We start from the raw sequence: 18,144 nt of genomic DNA, 5'->3' as shown, positions 1-18,144 counted from the left end.
TGGACAGGGGTCAGATCCAGCCGTTGTCCGAGGCGGTCCTCACGGCTTCGGCCCGGTTGGTGATCCCGAGCTTCCCGATCACGGCGGAGAGGTGGTTGCGCACGGTGCCCTCGGAGAGGAAGAGGCTCCGCGCGATCGACGCGGTGGTGCCGCCGGCGGCGACAGCCTGCAGCACCTCGGTCTCCTTGGCGGTCAACGGGCTCGCGCCGACGGCGAGGGATTGCGCGGCGAGCTCGGGGTCCACCACCCGCAGCCCCTGGTCCACGCGGCGCACCGCGTCGACGAGCTGCTCGACGGGGGTGTCCTTGACCATGAAGCCGTGTGCCCCGGCCTCCATGGTGCGGCGCAGGTAGCCGGCCCGGCCGAAGGTGGTCAGCACGATGATCCGCGGTGCGCCGTCGCGCCCCCGCAGAGCCTCGGCGACCTCGATCCCATCCGCGGGACCCTCCTCGCCCTCGGCCGTGACGCCGGCGGGCATCTGCACGTCCAGCAGCAGCACATCGGGGCGGTGCTCGGCCACCGCCGCGAGGGCGCCCGCCCCGTCGGCCGCCTCCCCCACCACCTCGAGGTCGCTCTCCAGGCGCAGCAGCGCGACCAGGCCCGAGCGCAGGATCGCCTGATCGTCGGCGACCACCAGGCGGATCATGCCGCCGCTCCCATGGTCGTGGTGAGGCGGGTCCCGGTCTCGGAGGAGCGGACCTCGAGGCGCCCGCCGGCGAGCGCGATCCGTGCCTCGAGGCCGCGCAGCCCGGAGCGGTCCGCTCCCTGGGGGATGCCGACGCCGTCATCCTCGATGCTCACGGAGTCCTCGCTGACGCTGATCTCGGCTCGGGTGGCGCGGGAGTGGCGCACGATGTTGGTGACCCCTTCGCGGATCACGTAGCCGAACAGTTCGGCGAGGTCGTCGTGCAGCGGGGGCAGGGCGGTGGGGACCTCGGCCTGGATGCCGACCGTGGACAGCACGGTGCGGGCCGACGCGATCTCGGTTGCGGCGCGGACGTGCTGCATGCCGGAGGCGGTGGCGCGGACATCGGCGAGGGCCTGGCGCACCGTGGTTTCGATGTGGACGAGCTGCTCGCGGGCCGCCTCGGGATCGGAGTCCAGGAGCCTGCGGGCGAGCTGCGCGGAGATGGTGAGGGAGGTCAGAGAGTGACCGACGAGGTCGTGCAGGTCACGGCCGATGCGTTCGCGCTCTGCAGCGACGGCGAGCACGGCGTTGCGGTGCTGGGCGGCCTCGAGCTGCCCTTGCAGGAGCTCCTGGCGGATGCCGTAGCCGATGCCCCAGGACATCAGCATGCCCGTCAGGGCGAGGCCGGCGGCCACGTACACCCCGGTGACGATCGCGAGCACCATGACGGCGAGGCTCATCGCCACCATCGTCGGCACCGCCCACTTCCACGGCAGCAGAAGCACATGCGTCATGGCCTGGAACATCACCATGAACAGCACGTTCAGGCCGAGGAACGGGATGAGCACGAGCAGCAGCCCGGTACACAGGGCGAACCAGGCCAGCCGCACCCGCAGCGGGTACAGGCTGATGCCGCAGCAGTACACGAAGACCACGGCGTAGACCAGCAGCAGCCCGGTGACGACGGCGGCTCCGGGGCCCGGGTTCTGGATCCAGGCGAAGGCGACCGGGATCGCGATGAACAGGACGGGGGCGAGGGAGTAGGTGAGCCCGCCGGATTCGAGCGCGGCCCGGTGGAGCGCACGCGGGGTGAGGAGACGGGACGCCGGATCCTGCTCCTGGCTGCCGCGCACGCCGGTGCCCCACGTCGTCGCCTCGAGAGTTCCCATGGCGGCCATTGTGTCAGCGACGCTTCAGCCCCACGGCGCGGCGCAAGCTGAACGCGCACAGCACGCCGAGCACCAGGGTCCAGGCGCCGATCACAAGCAGGCCGGTCGCCGGCAGCTCCCCGCCGTACATCGACCACTGCCCGAGTCGCGAGATCCAGTAGGTGGGCATGGCGTGCCCGATCTGCTGCATCCAGCTCGGGAACGTCTCCAGCGGCATCCACAGCCCGCCGAAGATCGCCATCGCCATCATGGTGACCACGCCTCCCGCCATCGCCGCGCCGCCCTTGAGGACCATGCCCAGCACAAGGCCGATGAGGATGGTGGGCAGCAGTCCCAGCCACAGCACCACCAGGGTGGTGAGGAAACTTCCGGGCGCCACCTCGACGCCGGTCGCGATCCCGACCACGCCCACCGCGAACAGCGCGGGGAGGATCACGGCGCTGGCAGCCATCACCGAGCCGGCCAGGAAGGAGCGCGGGGACAGCCCCGCGACGATCAGCTGACGCAGGAAGCCGTTGCGCTGGTCCTCCTGGATCTGGGTGCCGGCGGTGACGGCAGCGCCGAGCCCGCCGTAGGCGGCCATGTTGACCATGATCATCCCGCGGGCGGTCCCTTCGGCCTCATCGCCGAACATCATCCCGAACAGCAGGTACATCCCCACCGGCATCGCGATCGTGAACACCATGAACATGACGTTGGTGACGGTCATTCGCGTGGTGTGCAGCGCGTAGCGCACGGTGCGGGTCGCGGCCGACGGGGCGGCGGCGGTGCGCGGCGCTGGCATCCCGGCGGCGGCGGTGGAGGTGAGCGTGGTGGCGATGGTCGGCGAGGTCATGACGGAGCTCCGTTGATCGGTGATGGTTCGGGCGGCCGACGTGGCGGCGGCGTGGCTCATCGCTGGTCTCCCTCGTGGTCGGTGATGCGCAGGAAGGCTTCCTCGAGCCCGGGTGCGGAGACCAGGACCTCGTGGACATCGGCGGCGAGGGGCGAGGTGAACAGCGCCCTGAGCACGGCGTCGGAGTCGGAGCAGACGGCACGCACGCGGCGGGGATCCGTCTCGTCGGCCGTGGCGCTCTCGACGCCGGGCAGTGCGGCGATCTGTGCGGGCTCCGCACCGCGCAGGGTGATCACCCGGCCTGCGACGACGGCGCTGATCTCGGCGCCGGTGCCGTCGGCGACCACCCGGCCGCGGTCCATGACGATCACGCGGCGAGCCTCGCGCTCGGCCTCGTCGAGGTGGTGGGTGGCGAAGACGACGGTGCGACCGGTCGCGGCGACGTCCCGCATCTGGTCCCAGAAGGCGCGGCGAGCGCCGACGTCCATCCCGACGGTCGGTTCGTCCAGCAGCAGCACCTGCGGGTCGCCGAGCAGGGCGATCGCGAAGCGGACCCGCTGAGCCTGCCCGCCGGAAAGCGCCCCCATCTTGCGCTTCACCAGGTCTTGGATGTCGGCCTGGGCGATCACCTCGGCCATGGGCATCGGGTGGGCCTGCAGGGAGTGGAGCATCCGCAGCATCGAGCGGACGGACTGGTCGGGCAGCAGCGCGCCGGCCTGGAGCATGGTGCCGATCAGTCCGGTGCGGGTGGCGGTCGCGGGTTCGGTGCCGAGCACGCCCACGGTGCCGGCGTCGGGCGTGGCGAGGCCGACCATCATCTCCATCGCCGTGGACTTGCCGGCGCCGTTGGGGCCCAGCAGGGCGACGATCTCCCCGGGTTGGATCTCGAGGTCGAGGCCGTCGAGAGCGCGGACGCTCCCGTAGTGCTTGGTGAGCCCGCGCAGGCTGATCGCAGCGGTGGCGGCAGCGGCGGGGGTGGTGGAGGCGGGTTCGGCAGCCGTGGCGGAGGCGGTGGTCGTGGTCATGGCTCCAGGCTTCCGCAGCGGCGGCCCCCGCCCCAGTCCCCGCGGTCATGACCGGGCCATGACAGTCGTCATGACCTCGTGCGGCTAGTCTGGATCGGTGCTGATCAGACAGGTGCGGCCCTTCAACGCCGCCACGGGAGAGGCGCCGGCCCGCCCGGTGGACCTGCGGCTTCGCGACGGGGTGATCATCGAGCTCGCCACCGACCTCCGAGCTGCTCCCGGCGAGGAGATCCACGAGGCCGCCGGCGCCCTCGCGATCCCCGGCCTGTGGGACCAGCATGTCCATTCCGGCCAGCTCGCCCAGGCCCATGCCCGCCTGGACACCTCCGGGGCGGGCAGCGTGGGCGTGATCCTCGAACTGGTGCGGGCCGAGCTCGCCGCACGTCGTGACTCCGCCCTCGATCCCGCGCAGGCGCTGATCGGCTTCGGGCACCGCCTGGTGGACTTCGCGGTGCAGCCGACGGTGCCGGCGCTCGATGAGGCCACCGGCGCGGTGCCGACCGTGCTGATCGGCGGGGATGCGCACCATGCCTGGCTGAACTCCGCCGCGCTGCGTGCCCTGGGGATGCCGCCGCGGGACGGGATCGTCGCGGAGGAGGAGTGGTTCGTGATCGCCCCGCGCCTGCCCGAGCTGCCAGGGGTCGCCGAGTCGGTGGCCACGGGCGCGGCGATGCTGCAGCGTCAAGCCCTGCAGCGCGGCGTGGTGGGCATGACGGACATGGAGTGGGGCCGGCCGTGGGAGGAATGGCTGCACCGCGCAGCCCGGATGCGGATCCGCACTGCCGTCTACCCCGAGGAGCTCGCTGCGGCACCCGGCCCGACGGGCACGGTGCTCGATGAACTGGGCCTGGTGACGATGGGGCCGCTCAAGGTGATCGTGGATGGTGCCCTCGGCTCGCATTCGGCCTACACCCGTGACGCCTACACCGACGGCCACGGCTATGCGGGGCGCGGTGTCCTCAGCGTCGGCCCCGAGGCGCTCCGCGAGGTGCTGACCAGGGCGACGTCGCAGGGTCTAGCCGCCGCGGTCCATGCGATCGGGGACGCCGCCGCGCAGGTCGCGCTCGATGCGATCAGGAGCGTCGGCGTCGAGCGCGCCCGGATCGAACATGCGCAGATGCTCACCGATGACGACATCGACGCGATGGCCGCGCTAGGCGTAATCGCCTCCGTCCAGCCCGCGCATCTGCTGGACGACCGGGACGCGACCGAGGCGATCTGGCCCGGGCACGGCACCCAGGCCTTCCGGCTGCGGGACCTGCTGGACGCCGGAGTGCCGCTCGCCCTCGGCTCCGATGCGCCCGTCGCACCGCTGGATCCCTGGCTCGCGATGGCCGCCGCCGTGCACCGCAGCGCAGACGAGCGCCCGGGCTGGCATCCCGGCCAGCAGCTGCAGCCCCGCGAGGCCCTCGCCGCCTCCACCGACGAGATCACGTCCCTGCAGGTGGGCGGCCCAGGAGACATCGTGCTGCTCGAGCACTCACCCTTCGCCGACGTCCCACTCGGCGCCGACGGGCTGATGGTCGACGCCGCCGCTCGAGAGGCCTCCGAGCTGTTGCAGGAGACCACGGTGCTCGCGACGATCGTGGCAGGGCGGCTCGAGTCCCAACTCTGAACCGCCGGGAGGTCACCTCCGCGCGATCACTGCCCGATCAGCATCGCGGCGGCCAGCAGTAGGTCGACACTGTCACCCTGGTCGGCTACATGACCAACAACTGCATCCTCGCCTCCGCCGTGGAGGGCGAGGGCCTCGGGTTCACCACCGAGGTGCTGTCCGACGCCACCAGCGCGATCAATATCGCCAACGACGCGGGCTTCGCCTCCGCCGAGACGGTGCACCGCACGATCATGGCGGTGCTGAACTCGAACCTGGCCGCGGTCGTGACCACCGAGGCCTGGACCGAGGCGCTCTCCGCTCAGCAGCCGCTGCCCAAGAGCGACCTGGGCACCTCCGCCGTCATGGGCGCCCAGCAGGCCGCCGGCGCCTGAGCCCTTCGCTCAGCGGCGCCTCCGCAGCTGGTCCGCGGTCACGATCACCACCGGCACCAGCAGGACCAGTGCCAGGCCCGAGAATCCGATCCCGGCGAGGATCAGCCCGGCGAGCGCGCCGCCGGTCGCCCCGGCAAGGTTCATCAGCAGGTCCGAGGTGCCCTGCACGGCCGGGCGCTGCGCAGTGGGGACGGCGCCGCTGACCAGGGTCGACCCGGCCACGTTCGACGCGGACCAGCCGAGGCCCAGCAGTGTGAGCGCGACCGCGACCAGCGCGTTGCTCTCCGCGCCGACCGCCGCGATGAGCATCGCGGCGGCGAGCATGGCCTGACCGCCGAGGATCACGGCACGCCCGCCGATCTTGTCGGTGAGGATCCCGAACACGGGCGAGAGCCCGAACATCCCCGCGACGTGGAGGCTGATCGTGATGCCGACGATCGACAGGGACCCGCCGTGGCCCATGAGGTGGATCGGCGTCATCCCCATCAGTGCCACCATCACGGCGTGACCGAGGGCGACGGCGAGCACGGCGCTGCGGGCGGTCGGGTTGGCGCGCAGAATCGCGAGACCGCGCGCCGCCCGACGCTCCGGCCCGGCGGGCACCACTCGGTGCGGGCCGAGCGCCAGCAGCAGCGGATCCGGCCGCAGCGCGATCGCATACAGCAGCGCACCCGCCAGCTGAGCTGCAGCGGCGATGACGAACCCTCCGCTGAGCGCAGGCAGCCCGAGGGCGATGCCGAGGGCGTCGCTGGGCTCGGCGAGGTTCGGGCCGATCACCGCGCCGAGGGTCGTGGACCAGACCACGAGGGACAGGTCCCGGCCGCGGGTCGCCTCGGTCGCGAGGTCGGTCGCGGCGAAGCGCGACTGGAAGTTCAGGGCGGAGCCGATGCCCATCACGGCCATGCTGGGCAGCAGCAGGGCCGGGCTGTCGAGCGCCGCGGCGACGGTGACTGCGAGGGCGCCGAGCGCGGCGAACAGGGCGCCCGTGGTCAGCGAAACCCGTCGGCCGCGACGGCGTGCGAGCATCGCGAGCGGGATCGCGAAGACCGCGGCACCGAGGGTGTTCATGGTCGCGGCCATCCCGGACCAGGCCTCGCTGCCGGTCACCGCGGCGACCAGCAGCGCGCCCATGCTGAACGCCGCACCGACGCCGAGGCCGGAGACGATCTGTCCCGCGATGAGGATCGCGAGAGTGCGCCGCTGGACCCGGCAGCGCTCGAGATCATCGAGGATGGCTGCGGGCACAGGTGCCGTCATCGCGCCACGTGCCGCGCCTGCGCGATGAGCACCGCCTGCAGCGGCAGGCGCCCCCACGCGATCGCGCGCTTCCGGGGCCGGGCGTGGCGCCAGTCGTAGGCCATCTGCAGGTTCGCGGGGAACACCGCGACGAACAGCGCCGCTGCGGCGATCCCGCCCAGCCGTCGGGTGCGCGGCACGGCGAGCAGCCCGGCGATGCCGAGCTCCGCCACCCCGGAGGCGTAGGTGTAGGTCCGCGCCGGGCCGGGCAGCGCCGGTGGGACGATGCTGTCGAAAGGCTCGGGCCGGGCCAGGTGCAGGATCCCCGCTCCGCCGAGCAGCGTCGCCAGGCATCCGGCGGTCTTCCTCGCGTGGGTCACCCTTCAGATCCTGTGTCCGGCAGGACGGCCTTCTGCGCACCGATGATCTTGAAGCCCACTGGAGCATCGTCATGCTCCGCGATGACCACGACGTCCTCCCCGTCTCGGGCGAGGTCGACGCGGGGGAACCGGCCCTCATGCTCGGGGAGCACCGTCGCCGCCCACGTCTCGCCGCCGTCTCGGCTCGCCCACACGCACGCCCCGAAGGCCGAGGCGGTCCGGCTCCACCCGGAGGCGAGCAGCGCCCCGCCGCCGAGGTCGGTGAGCATATCGCGCTGTTCCTGGTCCGAGGACAGGTAGGTCCGTGTGCAGCTCCCGTCCGCAGCGAGGACACCGTGATACACCCTGTCATAGCCTGCCGCTAACACATGCACGGCGTCCCCGACCAGGTAGGGGAAGCCGAAGTTGAGGCCCGGCGGGATGTCTTCGATCACCCGCGGCGTCCAGACACCGACCGTGAGGACGAATGTCGCGGCACGATTCAGACCGTGCTCGGCCACTGCCGTCCCCAGGCCGATGAGGACTCCGTCGACAGAGGTGACGGTCGTGATGTATCCACCTCCGCCGAAGGCGGGATCCTCCGAAGGCGAGTCGGGGCCCGATCCGACCTGTTCCCAGGTGAGCCCGTCCGAGGAGGAGAGGACCTTGATCCCGCCCAGGGCTGATCCGTCCTGGTCCGCGATGGTGCCAGCACCGGACAAGTAGCTGGTCTCGCCGACGATGGAGGTGCTTCCCAGCATGTAGAGCCCGGGGATCTCGAGCCCTTCGGTGTCGACCCACTCGCCGTCGCCCCGGGCCAGGGAGAGGAGTTGTCCGTTGCCGTCCTCGTCCTCTTCCCGGCCGGACAGGATCTCCACCCCGTCCGGCAGCCGATGGACCCGGCCCCAGTCCCATTCCTCCACCTGCTGGGGGAAGTCCTCGGCGAGGACGAATCCGCCATCGCGGATGCTCACTCCGAGGTTGCTGGCGACGGAGGTCGAGCTATGTGTGCTCGACTTGTCGACGAAGCTCCGGTAGCCCTGGATCACGGCATCGATACCGTTGTGCACATCGTGTATCAGTCGGATGTAATTCCGACCGATTGTGAAGGGCAGCCCCAGTGCGAGGGATCCGCCACCGCCCTCACGGGCGTAGGTGCTCGTCTCACCCAGCAGGATCTGGCTGTCGGGGGTCGCCGCGCCGTGGGTGAGGGTGTGCCCGACGAAGTCGCCCATGTCTGAGACCGTCCACGTCCCCTCAGCGGACCGGGTCGCGCAGCGGCAGTCGTCTTCGAGGATGGCCGCGAAATGGACAGTCCCGGTCTTCGCGTCGACCACCGCCGGGGACGCACCGAATGACCCCCAGTCGATGGGATCGTCCACGGGGATCTTCTCGCCGCTCCTCGTCCATCCGTCCAGGCCGAACGCCGGTAATGGGATCTCCTCCTGCGTGAAGGAGGTGCCGTCGGGGCTCACCCAGGCCGTCGGTCTCATATACGCGCCGTCATCCGATGCCGGCTCGTGGCTCCCGATCACCACGAAGCCCTCGCCGAGGGGAGAGACCGACATGGCGACGGCGTCCTTCCCGTCGTCGGGAAGCACCTGAGGCTCTGCCCAGGTGGCGCCGGAGTCCTGAGAGGCCAGGATCGCGGGCGCCTCCGTGCCGGCGGCGTCCCTCGCGGTCACCAGCAGCACGATCGCCGCGTTGTTCCGTGCGACGTCCAGCACCTCCCACTCAACACCCTCGGGCACCTCCAGTGCGGTGAGAGCGGCAGCCGTGCCGTCGGCGGGCAGCTCCCAGACGGCGACGGTGCGCCCGTTGACGGCGGAGGCCACGATCCCGCCGCCGAAGGCCGCGATCTCCCGGTCGATGCCGGTGACCTCGACCGCTGTCCAGTCGGCGAGGTCCGCGGAGCTCCACAGCTGCTGCCGATGCTCGGCGTCCACGACGGTCGAGGCGAGGACTCCGACCGTGGCCGCGTGGCGGTCGACGGCGAGCCCCGTCGTCGCCGGATCGATCGGGACCGCGATGCCTCTCGGCTGCTCGCGCGTGATCACGAAGAGATCCCGCTCCTGGGCGAGAGTCCGGCTCACGAGCACCGCCAGAGGGTGTTCGTCCGTCGGCGAGATGTTCCAGGAGTCCTCGAGCATGGGCTGCTCGGGCAGGAGCTTCTCGTCGCTCGTCATCGGCTCGAAGTTCAGGGTGGGCGCGGACAGCTCCTCGGGAGGACCGTCCCGCTCCGGGTCGCATCCTGCCAGTCCGAGCGGCACCAGGAGAGCGCCGGAGAGCAGCACGGAGCGGCGAGCGGGGCGGAGCGGGACGGTGCGGGGCGGGACGGTGCGGAGCGTGGAGCGCGAGGCGGTCATCCTGAAATCTGACCACATTCGTCCGGCGATCGGGACAGCTTCTGGTGAATCGCATCATGACTGTGACGGCCGACGGCTGCCCCTCGATTCACTCCCCGGCCCTGAGCACTTCTGACCTGGCCCCGACGATTCGGTATCCCCGGGGCACGTCCTGCTCGATGGCGAGCACCACCACGTCCTCGCCGTCCTCGGCGAGATGGACCCCGGGGAAGCGGCCCTCGCCGTCAGGCAGGAGCGTCGCGGTCCAGGTCCCGGCTCTTACGGGCACCGTGGGCAGCAGGGCCTCGGAGATGGTCAGCGGCGCCAGCGTGACCGTCGCGCGCGGAGGCGGTTCCTCCTCGGCACCCTGCCCTCTCTCCGGGCGACGAGAGTTTTCCCCAATCCACTGGTCACCACGCCTTTTCCTCGCTTGCCGAATATTCGCTCGCACTCCGCCGACGTCCCGTCATACGCTGTCCCCGGTTCCGCGTGGAGCCCTGAGGGAAGGAGGAGCTGATGGTTGTCACCGTGCTGACCCCTGCAGTCCTCCCTTCCGCCACGACCTGCTGAGCAACTCGCAGGTCCTCCCTCAGGAGACCCCTATGGCCACGTCCTTCGACCAGGACGCCTTCTTCGCCCACGCCATGTTCACCGCCACCATCGCCGAGCTCGACGAGGATCAGCGCTGGTCCACCTGGCCCGAGACCGCCCGCACCATCGACCGTGGCCCGCAGCCCTTCCCCGACTGGGTCGTCCAGCACGACGGGGCGATCGACACCGAGCTCGGAATCCTCAAGACCGGCAAGGAGGCCGACGCCTTCCTCCTCGAACGCGCCCTGCCCGAGGAGCTCCTGAGCGGTGCTCCCGGCGAGGCAGTGCTGATGGTCGCCAAGCGGTACCGCTCCTCCGACCACTCGACCTTCCACCGCGGCAGCGCCTACACCGACGGCCGTCGCACCAAGGACACCCGCGAGGCCCGGGCGATGGCCAAGGGCACCGCCTTCGGCAAGCAGGTCGCCGCCGCGCAGTGGGCCCGCACCGAGTTCGACATGCTCTGCCGGCTGTGGGAGGCCGGGCTGCCGGTGCCCTACCCGATCCAGCTCGTCGGCACCGAGGTGTGCATGGAGTTCATCGGCACCGACGACGAGCACGGCACGGTCGCCGCCCCGCGCCTGCAGGAGACCACGCCTGATCCACGCACGATCGAGCGCTGGGCCCACCTGCTGCGGGGCGCGGTCCTGGATCTCGCCCTCCTGGGCCTGGTCCACGGCGACCTCTCCCCGTACAACATCCTCGTCGACTCTCGGCAGAACGAGCCCGATCCGGTGATCATCGACGTCCCGCAGGTGATCGACCTGATCGCGAACCCGAATGGCACAGAGTTCCTGCGCCGTGACTGCGTCAATGTGTGCACCTGGCTGCGGGCGAACGGGGCGCCGACGGCGCTGAGCGATCCCGAGGAGTGGTGCGCCGCCGCCGGGCAGGCACTGCGCTGACCGAGCCGTAGGAAACGTGCGCCACCGAGCCCGGAACAGCACAGTTCCTACGTCTCGATCAGCCCCGTCGGCGCGGCTGCCACCAGCGCCGCCGGCGGGGCTGCCACCAGCGCCGCCGGCGGGGCTCGGCCACCGACTCCTGCGGAGCTGTCGGCTCCGCCACCGATGTCGGCGCTGCCGCCCGCAGCTCCCGCCACCGCTGCGCCGCGTCGTCCGGATCCCAGGCCGGGGCGAGCATCCGCTGGAAGGGGTTCTCACGCCGGTCGCGGTGGACCCGCTCGGTGAAATCCTCGGCGTAGGCGCGGGCCGCGCGCTCGTCCGTCAGCGCGGCGAGTGTCTCCGCGCGCTGCTCGAACTCCTTGCGCAGCAGCACCACCACCGGCAGCAGGGCCTGGCTGTCGATCTCGCCGCTGGCCAGGCGCTGGTTGATCCACCAGTCCGGATCGTGGGTGGCCGGCAGGTTCAGCGGCTTCCCGGCGCCGGGGAGGTTGTCGAAGTCCCCGCGCCGCGCGGCCTGCTCGATCGCAGATTCGACGCGCGCGACGTCGGGCGCCATCACCGGCCCGAGGGTCCTCGGGTCGACGGGCTCAGGGTCGACGGGCCCCTCCGGTGCCGAGCTCAGGACTGCCCGCCCTCCTCGGCGAGCCGGACGAGGCGGTCGATCGAGGCCATCAGTCTCTCCGCAGTCATCAGGCGAGCCTTGGCCAGGCGCTTCTCCTGCTCGGGGGGCAGCGCGGTGAAGTCGTAGGTGTGGGTGACGCGCGTGCGACCGTCCTCGAGCGGCTCGAGCTCCCAGCCCCACTGGTGGCCGGCCGGCTGCTCGCCGTGCGGTGCCGGGCGCCAGGCGATCTCGCGCCCCTCGGCGAAGGCGACGATGTGGTTGTCGCGCACCCCGCCGTTCTTATTGGTCATCACGAAGAGCTCGCCCACGGCATGGACCCGCTGGCCGGGCGCGGCCTCGGCGAGGTTGTCGTTGCCGTCCCAGCGGGGCTGCTGCGAGGGATCGGCGATCAGCGCGAAGATCGCGCTGGCCGGTGCGTCGATCTCACGGGTCGCGGTGACGATGCCTTCGAGGTCCTGGCTCATGGCTCCATCGTGCCTCATGGCTCGAGCGTGCCGCCAGAGGAGGTGGTGTCGTCGAAGACGTCGATCGAACCGGCGTAGTTCGCGACCCAGACCCGGCGCTGGGTGGGCTCGTAGGTGATGCCGATGGGGTTCTTGCCCACCTCGACGCTCTGGATCTCCTCCAGGGTCGCGGTGTCGAACTTGGAGACGGTGTTCGCGTAGTAGTTCACGACGTACAGCGCGAGGCCGTCCGGGGAGATCGCCATAGTGCGCGGCTCGCGGCCGGTCGGCGCGGTGCGCAGCACCTCGCCGGTGGCGGCGTCGAGCTCGAGCAGCTCATCGCTGCCGGAGACGGTGAGGTACATGCGCGTCGCGTCGGGCGAGAGCACCAGATGGCGGGGCTTGCGCCCGGTCTCGAGCACCAGCTCGCTCTGCCCGGTCTCGAGGTCGACCTTGTACAGCTCATCGGCGTACATCGCGGTGACATAGGCGGTGCGGTTGTCCGGCAGGATCACGCTGCCGCGCGGAGCGGCGTCCACCGGGATCTCCCGGACCTCCTCCCCCGCCTCGAGGTCGAGCACGGAGACGGTCTCATCGCACCAGTTCGAGACCAGCGCGGTGCTGCCGTCGGCGGAGAGGGAGATGAACTTCGGGACCCGTCCCACCTCGATCACCTGGTCCCACTCACCGGCGGCGATGTCGAGGCGGAACACTGCGGAGCGCCCGATCTCTTCACCACCTGCGCAGTCGTCGGTGGCAGCGGCTCCTTCGCCGGGGCCGCGCAGGCGGTACTGGGAGACGTAGGCGTACTTCCCGTCGAGAGAGAACACCGCCTCCACGGGCGCTCCCTCCGTCGTCCCGGCGCGGTCCGGATACCCGAACTCGGCGAGATCCACGGTGTCGGCCACGGTGTTCGTGAGCTCGAGGGATTCGGCGTCGTAGAGCGTCGAGGAGTGGCTGTACATCATGTTGTTCGCGATGACGGTGCCGGCCGGGCTCGCGACCACGGACTTCGGGGTGATGTCCCCGGTGATCCTGTCCAGGTGGGTCAGGCGGGTGGTGTTCGAGGGTTCGCCGGGCGGCAGCTCGGAGCCTGCGGCCGATGTCCCGCCGTCGGGCCCCGCGACGCTGGTCACCAGCCCTGCGACCATGCCCCCGGCCATCACCAACGACAGGATCGCGATGGCGATCGTGAACTGGTGATGCGGTCGCTCGCGCCGGGGCCTCCTGCGGTGCTTCGCCTGCACGCTCATCGATCGTCCGCTCCCATGCGGCCGAACCTAGCCCGACAGCCGCCGCCGAGCGGGAGGCGGCGCGGCGTGTCGGAGGTTCGGGGCTCAGACTCAGAGCGCGGGACGCCCCTGCAGCACCAGCTCCCGATAGAGGGCGCGGTAGCCGAGCTTCTCGTTGATCTGGATCATCCAGGGATTCACGTGCGAGTTCCAGGTGACCAGGCTCCGCAGCTGCGGCGCGCGCTCGCCCAGCTGACGGTGGGTGGCGACCTTGAGCGCGAGGCCCAGCCGGTGCCCGCGGTGCTCGGGCATCACCAGGGTGTTCTCCTGCCAGCCGAGGGTGCTGTCCGCAGCGGTGTGCACGTGGACCTCGGAGTTCCCGGCGAAGCTGCCGTCGGGTGCGATGGCCACTGCGGTGATCCGTAGCGTCCCCGCCTCGCGCATGCGGCGCTCGCTCTCGCGGATCCGCTCCGGGGTGTACTCGGGTGCCTCGTGCTCGACGTCCTCGTCGGGTTCATCGAGCTCGAGCTGGCGCAGCAGCAGGCCGTAGGTCTCGAGGTGCTCCTCGGGGATCTCCCCGTCCCACACCTCGACCCGGTACTGGCCGATCTTCTCCGCAGCCTCGGCCTGCAGCATCTCCAGCAGGGAGGCCTCGAGCGGCAGTGCCAGCGCCCGGCAGACGGCGAGGTTCTTGCGGGTGATCCCGAGCCGGCGGGCGAGCCGGTTCACGGGCTCCTCGGGGCTGTCGGGGTCGCCCTCGGATGGGACCTCGCCATAGCCCTCGACCAGGGTGCGGCCGGACTCGCGGATCGCAGGCAGCAGCACCTCCTCGACCAGCGCAGTCGCGATCCCCTGACCGCGGAAGGCGGGATGCACCGAGACCCCGACGGAGATGGTCTCGAGGTTCTCCTGCAGCGGCATGAAGGTGTTCGCTCGGCCGACGAGCAGCTCGCCGCCCTCGATCACCTCGGCGATCGCCACCCAGCGCCGCACCATCCAGTACGGCGACTCGCTGAACTGCGCCCGCAGCTGCTCCCGGGTGAGGGCCTGACTGCCGCCGTAGGTGTGCTCGTCCAGCGCCCTCCCGAGCGCGAGGTACTGGTCGAGCTCGAGATCGGAGGTGGGGTCCAGGGGTCGGATCATCACATGCATGCGGAAAGCAGACCACACCAGATCCGTGCTGGTCGACGGAATATTCTCGGCAGCGCTTGACTCTCCCCCTGGGACAATCCGGAACGTGGTGCTCACCGGGAGAGACCCGGAGCCCGGGGACCGGGCGAGAGATGACGGAGGATGGCATGGACGAGACGCTGCTGAGCATCGGGGAGCTGGCCGCCGCGAGCGGGCTGAGCCCCAAGGCGCTGCGCCTCTACGCCGAATCGGGACTGCTCGTGCCCCGACGCGTCGACCCCTTCACCGGCTACCGCTCCTACGGCGGTGACCAGGTCGAGCGGGCGCGGCTGATCGCCGCGCTGCGCGGCCTCGGGATGGGGCTCGCGCGCATCGGCGTGCTGTGCGATCTGGACAGCGATGCCGCTGCCGCGGAGCTGCGCTCCTGGTGGCGGCAGGAGGAGGCCGACGCCCTCTCCCGTGCCGCGTCCGTCCGCTCACTCGCCCGTGACCTCGGGGAACGTCCGACGGAGGACATCATGACCACTTCCACCCTCACCCCTCGCACCGCCTCGGCGCTCCATCAGGGCCTCGTCCGAGGCGCTCAGCAGGACGCCGTGCTGGTCCGTGAGCTGCCGGGCGGCCGCACCCTACTCGCCGTCGCCGATGGCTTCGGCAGCACTGATGGTCTCGGCAGCGCAGATGGCCTCGCCTCACAGATCCTCGCCGCGTTCGCGGCGGCGCTCTCGTCGGCCCTCGAGGCCGATCCGTCGGCCGCGCCGCTGGCTGCCCTCGAGACCGCCTGGGCCGCCGCCGAAGCCCTGGTGCCGGCCGACGGCGACGCCGGCTCGACCCTGACCGCGGCGCTGATCGACGGCGAGAAGCTCCACATCGCGCATCTCGGCGACACCCGGGTGGTGCTGGTGCGCGGCGAGCAGGTCGACGTGGTCACGCAGGATCACACCCGTCTGCGCTCGCTGGTCGAGGCGGGCAGGCTCTCCCCCGAGGAGGTCGCCGCGCATCCGGATCGCGCAGTGCTGAACCGGGCGCTGGCCGCGGGCGCTCCCACCGCGCCAGATCTGCTGGTACGCCGCCTCGCCCCGGGCGATCTGGTGCTGGTCGCGACCGACGGACTGCACGCCGTCGTCGACCCGTCGGCCCTGGCGGAGACGCTGGTGGAGGCGCTGGAGAACAGCCGCGACGACGTCGACGCGCTCTCCGCCCGGCTGGTCGACCTCGCCCTCACCGCCGGCGCCCCGGACAACATCGCCCTCGCGCTCGCACGGCTCTGACGGCGCCGATTCAGCGCCCGGCGCGGACCAGGCGGATCACCCCGACGACAACCGCCGCGACCATCACCGCAAGCCCCGCGGCGATCAGCGGCGCCCCACCGGTCTCCAGCACCGACCAGGCGATCCCCAGGTAGACCACCACCATCGCGAGCAGCGTCCAGACCATCATCCGCTCCCCTTCGCGGTAGATGGCCTGGGCGTTGCGCGTGGTGATCTCGAGCGGATAGTTGAAGGCCCGCGGCCGCGTCGACAGCGCGGCGAAGCCCAGCGACAGCAGCAGCATCACGCCGGCGAGCACGAGGATCGACCACTTCGGCCCCCAGTCGTCGGCCTCGCCGCGGGCGTCGAAATGGGTCGCCACCGTGTCCGGGAGGGAGGGGTAGCGCACGAGCAGCCAGGCCGTGATGCCGACCGTCGACAGCACCGCGAACCACCGCAGCGCCCTGGTGATGGGGCCGGTGGTGTAGGTACGGACGGGGCGCTGGGACTTACTGATGATCGTGCTCATGGTGCCCTTCACGCTACCGACGCCGTCCCGGCGCCCGCCTCCGCCTATCGTCGAGGGCTGCGCCGCGCACGGTGAGAGCGTCGGACCCCGCGATCTGGTTCGACATCCGCCCCCACCCCCTCCCGCGCCTCATGCCGCAGCGCATCGCCGAGGTAGGGCAGGGAGAACTCGACGAAGCCGCGCCCGGCGGGGCGGATCAGCTCCTCCTCGATGAGGCGCTCGCGGTAGGTGGACTGGTTGCGCGGGTCGATGCCCATCCGTGCCGCGATGTCGCCGACGGCGGAGGGCCCCTCGTCCGCGAGCATCGCGTGGAGGTACTCGCGCTTGCGGGGGCTCAGCCCGCGCAGCGCCGGGCCGTGGACGTTCTTGATCATCGCCGCGACCACGGCGTCGCGCCCGCCGCGCACGTCCTCGATCTCGATCGTGTCCGCCTCGCCGCTGTTCTGCCAGGCCTTCGAGCCGACGAGCTGGATCAGGTAGGGGTACCCCCGCGAGATCTCGCCGGCCAGCACTGCAGCCTCGGGGGTGATCGTCTTCGCGGTGTCGGCGACGGTCATGCGAATCGCCTCCGCCGCGGTGCCCACATCCACGCTGCCCACCTCGATCCGGTGGGCGCGGCGCAGGAAGGTGGTGCGCTCATGGTCCAGCAGCGCATCGACCCCCGGCCTCACCCCGGCAGCGATGAAGGCGACGGCATGGCCGGACCCGATGAGGTCCTGCACGTGCTGGGTGAGGGCATGCAGCTGATCACGCTCGACCGACTGCAGCTCATCGAGGGTGATCAGCAGCCCTCCGCCATCCTCATCGGTGAGCTGGGCCAGTCGGTCGAGCACCGTGGAGAGCACCTCCCCCTCCCCCTCGTAGCGCTGGATGACGTCGCGCGAGGCGTTGACGTTGAAGGCCCCGGCGGAGGTCAGCCGCGAGGTCTCTGCGTCAGGGTCCATCTCCCTCAGGTGCGCGATGGCCTGGCCCCGCAGCTCCTCGACCAGGGAGGTCGAGGAGGTGTGCAGCCGCAGATCCGTCCATCCGGCGTCGAGGGCCAGCTCCCGGAACTCGGTGAGCAGCACGGTCTTGCCCGAGCCGCGCGCACCCGAGATGAGGATCGCCCTCGCCTCGGGCACGTTCCCGGCCAGCGCCGCGGTGAACTCCTCGATCGCGAGGTCGCGCCCGGCGAGGATCATCGGGGTGAGCCCGAAGCCGGGGGTGAAGGGGTTCGCGGAGGTCGCACGGATCGACGGGGGCGTGGAGCGGTTCATCGGATGGGGTTCATCGGGTGGGGCGTCGCCATGGAGCCATCGTGCGCTGTATGTCGCTGTATGTACAGGGGTCGGGTCATCCCCAGAGGATTGGGTCGCGAGCGCTCGTCGCTGGCGGTGCGCGACAGCGTGCTCCCGGATCTCGCCCTCGCCCTCGGCCTCGCCCTCGCCCTCGGCGTCACCGGAGCGATTCACATAGAGCCTGGCCGCACCATTCCCCCCTAACGCGAGTTATCCACATTTACGCGGCCCGTCTTGACAAATCCATTTCTCTCCGAGAAGTTCCGGAACTTTTTTGAGCTCAGCGCAATCCCACTTACCGTGCGCGGTCCCGCCCGCTCTATGCCGTTCCGCCCCCACAATATGGGCCCGTGAGCACAGAGAAATCCCGACCGCCGAGAACAGTTTCTGCAGGCCACGCTGCCAGAATCGTCGATGGGCGCAGCCCTTGCGACCCAGCATGTCAGCCACGGGAGAGACCGCCCGCCGCACCACCGCTCGCGACCGTTCCTCCACACATATGGGTTATCCACAGGTTCATCCCCATTTCGTTCTGACCCTTCAGTAGGCAGGGCTTGGGAATTAGTATTGGGGAATAT

General features: G+C 70.9%; 17 protein-coding genes and 1 pseudogene. 4 read left to right on the top strand and 14 right to left on the bottom strand.

Features of this window, described 5'->3' with window-relative positions:
• Positions 1-10: 10 nt before the first annotated feature.
• Genes ACTH43_RS12690 through ACTH43_RS12675 form a run of 4 tightly spaced genes read right to left on the bottom strand, consistent with a single transcriptional unit; the run spans position 11 to position 3,657 of the window.
• Entirely contained in the window at positions 11-646 is a 636-nt protein-coding gene (locus ACTH43_RS12690; protein WP_441445264.1) for a response regulator, read from the bottom strand.
• Complete coding sequence (locus ACTH43_RS12685) at positions 643-1,797, bottom strand: sensor histidine kinase (protein WP_441445263.1); 1,155 nt, start codon at positions 1,795-1,797, stop codon at positions 643-645. Before ACTH43_RS12685 ends, ACTH43_RS12690 begins: the two co-directional genes overlap by 4 nt.
• Positions 1,798-1,810: 13 nt before the next feature.
• Positions 1,811-2,632, bottom strand: a complete 822-nt coding sequence (locus ACTH43_RS12680) for an ABC transporter permease (RefSeq protein WP_441445262.1) — start codon at positions 2,630-2,632, stop codon at positions 1,811-1,813.
• A 56-nt stretch (positions 2,633-2,688) separates the two neighbouring features.
• Positions 2,689-3,657 (bottom strand): ABC transporter ATP-binding protein, encoded by a 969-nt coding sequence (locus ACTH43_RS12675; protein WP_441445261.1) that lies wholly within the window; start codon positions 3,655-3,657, stop codon positions 2,689-2,691.
• 97 nt (positions 3,658-3,754) lie between these two features.
• Between ACTH43_RS12675 and ACTH43_RS12670 the strand changes: the two genes are divergently transcribed.
• Together ACTH43_RS12670 and ACTH43_RS12665 are read left to right on the top strand one after the other, a co-directional pair.
• Positions 3,755-5,272, top strand: a complete 1,518-nt coding sequence (locus tag ACTH43_RS12670; protein WP_441445260.1) for an amidohydrolase — start codon at positions 3,755-3,757, stop codon at positions 5,270-5,272.
• Between the two features lie 74 nt (positions 5,273-5,346).
• A pseudogene (locus tag ACTH43_RS12665) lies at positions 5,347-5,646 on the top strand (cysteine hydrolase); the annotation flags it as partial.
• A gap of 9 nt (positions 5,647-5,655) precedes the next feature.
• Here ACTH43_RS12665 and ACTH43_RS12660 read toward each other — a convergent pair.
• The 4 genes from ACTH43_RS12660 to ACTH43_RS12645 all read right to left on the bottom strand — a co-directional run bounded on the left by ACTH43_RS12660 (position 5,656) and on the right by ACTH43_RS12645 (position 9,875).
• Positions 5,656-6,891 (bottom strand): MFS transporter, encoded by a 1,236-nt coding sequence (locus ACTH43_RS12660; RefSeq protein WP_441445259.1) that lies wholly within the window; start codon positions 6,889-6,891, stop codon positions 5,656-5,658.
• Positions 6,892-6,899: 8 nt separating this feature from the next.
• Positions 6,900-7,262, bottom strand: a complete 363-nt coding sequence (locus tag ACTH43_RS12655) for a DoxX family protein (RefSeq protein ID WP_441445258.1) — start codon at positions 7,260-7,262, stop codon at positions 6,900-6,902.
• Positions 7,259-9,607 carry a hypothetical protein gene (locus ACTH43_RS12650; RefSeq protein WP_441445257.1) on the bottom strand — a complete coding sequence of 783 codons (2,349 nt, stop codon included), beginning with the start codon at positions 9,605-9,607 and terminating at the stop codon, positions 7,259-7,261. Before ACTH43_RS12650 ends, ACTH43_RS12655 begins: the two co-directional genes overlap by 4 nt.
• A gap of 88 nt (positions 9,608-9,695) precedes the next feature.
• Positions 9,696-9,875: a hypothetical protein gene (locus tag ACTH43_RS12645; RefSeq protein WP_441445256.1), complete on the bottom strand. Its 180-nt coding sequence runs from the start codon at positions 9,873-9,875 to the stop codon at positions 9,696-9,698.
• Positions 9,876-10,188: 313 nt separating this feature from the next.
• On the opposite strand from ACTH43_RS12645, the gene ACTH43_RS12640 reads away from it, so the two are divergent.
• Positions 10,189-11,082 (top strand): serine protein kinase RIO, encoded by an 894-nt coding sequence (locus ACTH43_RS12640; protein ID WP_441445255.1) that lies wholly within the window; start codon positions 10,189-10,191, stop codon positions 11,080-11,082.
• A gap of 58 nt (positions 11,083-11,140) precedes the next feature.
• Here ACTH43_RS12640 and ACTH43_RS12635 read toward each other — a convergent pair whose 3' ends face one another.
• The 4 genes from ACTH43_RS12635 to ACTH43_RS12620 form a co-directional block, all read right to left on the bottom strand.
• On the bottom strand, positions 11,141-11,638 hold the full coding sequence (locus ACTH43_RS12635; RefSeq protein WP_441445254.1) for a J-domain-containing protein: 498 nt from the start codon (positions 11,636-11,638) through the stop codon (positions 11,141-11,143).
• A gap of 62 nt (positions 11,639-11,700) precedes the next feature.
• Positions 11,701-12,168, bottom strand: coding sequence for an SRPBCC family protein (locus ACTH43_RS12630; protein WP_441445253.1), 468 nt, complete (start codon positions 12,166-12,168; stop codon positions 11,701-11,703).
• 14 nt (positions 12,169-12,182) lie between these two features.
• Positions 12,183-13,400: a YncE family protein gene (locus ACTH43_RS12625; RefSeq protein ID WP_441445252.1), complete on the bottom strand. Its 1,218-nt coding sequence runs from the start codon at positions 13,398-13,400 to the stop codon at positions 12,183-12,185.
• A gap of 90 nt (positions 13,401-13,490) precedes the next feature.
• The gene (locus ACTH43_RS12620; protein WP_441445251.1) at positions 13,491-14,531 is read right to left on the bottom strand and encodes a GNAT family N-acetyltransferase; all 1,041 of its coding nucleotides are present in this window, start codon (positions 14,529-14,531) and stop codon (positions 13,491-13,493) included.
• A 146-nt stretch (positions 14,532-14,677) separates the two neighbouring features.
• On the opposite strand from ACTH43_RS12620, the gene ACTH43_RS12615 reads away from it, so the two are divergent.
• Positions 14,678-15,781: a MerR family transcriptional regulator gene (locus ACTH43_RS12615; RefSeq protein ID WP_441445250.1), complete on the top strand. Its 1,104-nt coding sequence runs from the start codon at positions 14,678-14,680 to the stop codon at positions 15,779-15,781.
• Positions 15,782-15,791: 10 nt separating this feature from the next.
• Here the strand turns inward: ACTH43_RS12615 and ACTH43_RS12610 are convergent, their stop codons facing one another.
• Positions 15,792-16,289, bottom strand: a complete 498-nt coding sequence (locus ACTH43_RS12610) for a DUF1648 domain-containing protein (protein ID WP_441445249.1) — start codon at positions 16,287-16,289, stop codon at positions 15,792-15,794.
• Positions 16,290-16,333: 44 nt separating this feature from the next.
• Positions 16,334-17,545: an ATP-binding protein gene (locus ACTH43_RS12605; RefSeq protein WP_441445248.1), complete on the bottom strand. Its 1,212-nt coding sequence runs from the start codon at positions 17,543-17,545 to the stop codon at positions 16,334-16,336.
• Positions 17,546-18,144: the final 599 nt, after the last annotated feature.

The sequence above is a fragment of the Brachybacterium sp. genome (assembly GCF_052095815.1).
Taxonomy (GTDB): domain Bacteria; phylum Actinomycetota; class Actinomycetes; order Actinomycetales; family Dermabacteraceae; genus Brachybacterium.
This window is presented reverse-complemented; position numbering and strand designations above follow the sequence as displayed.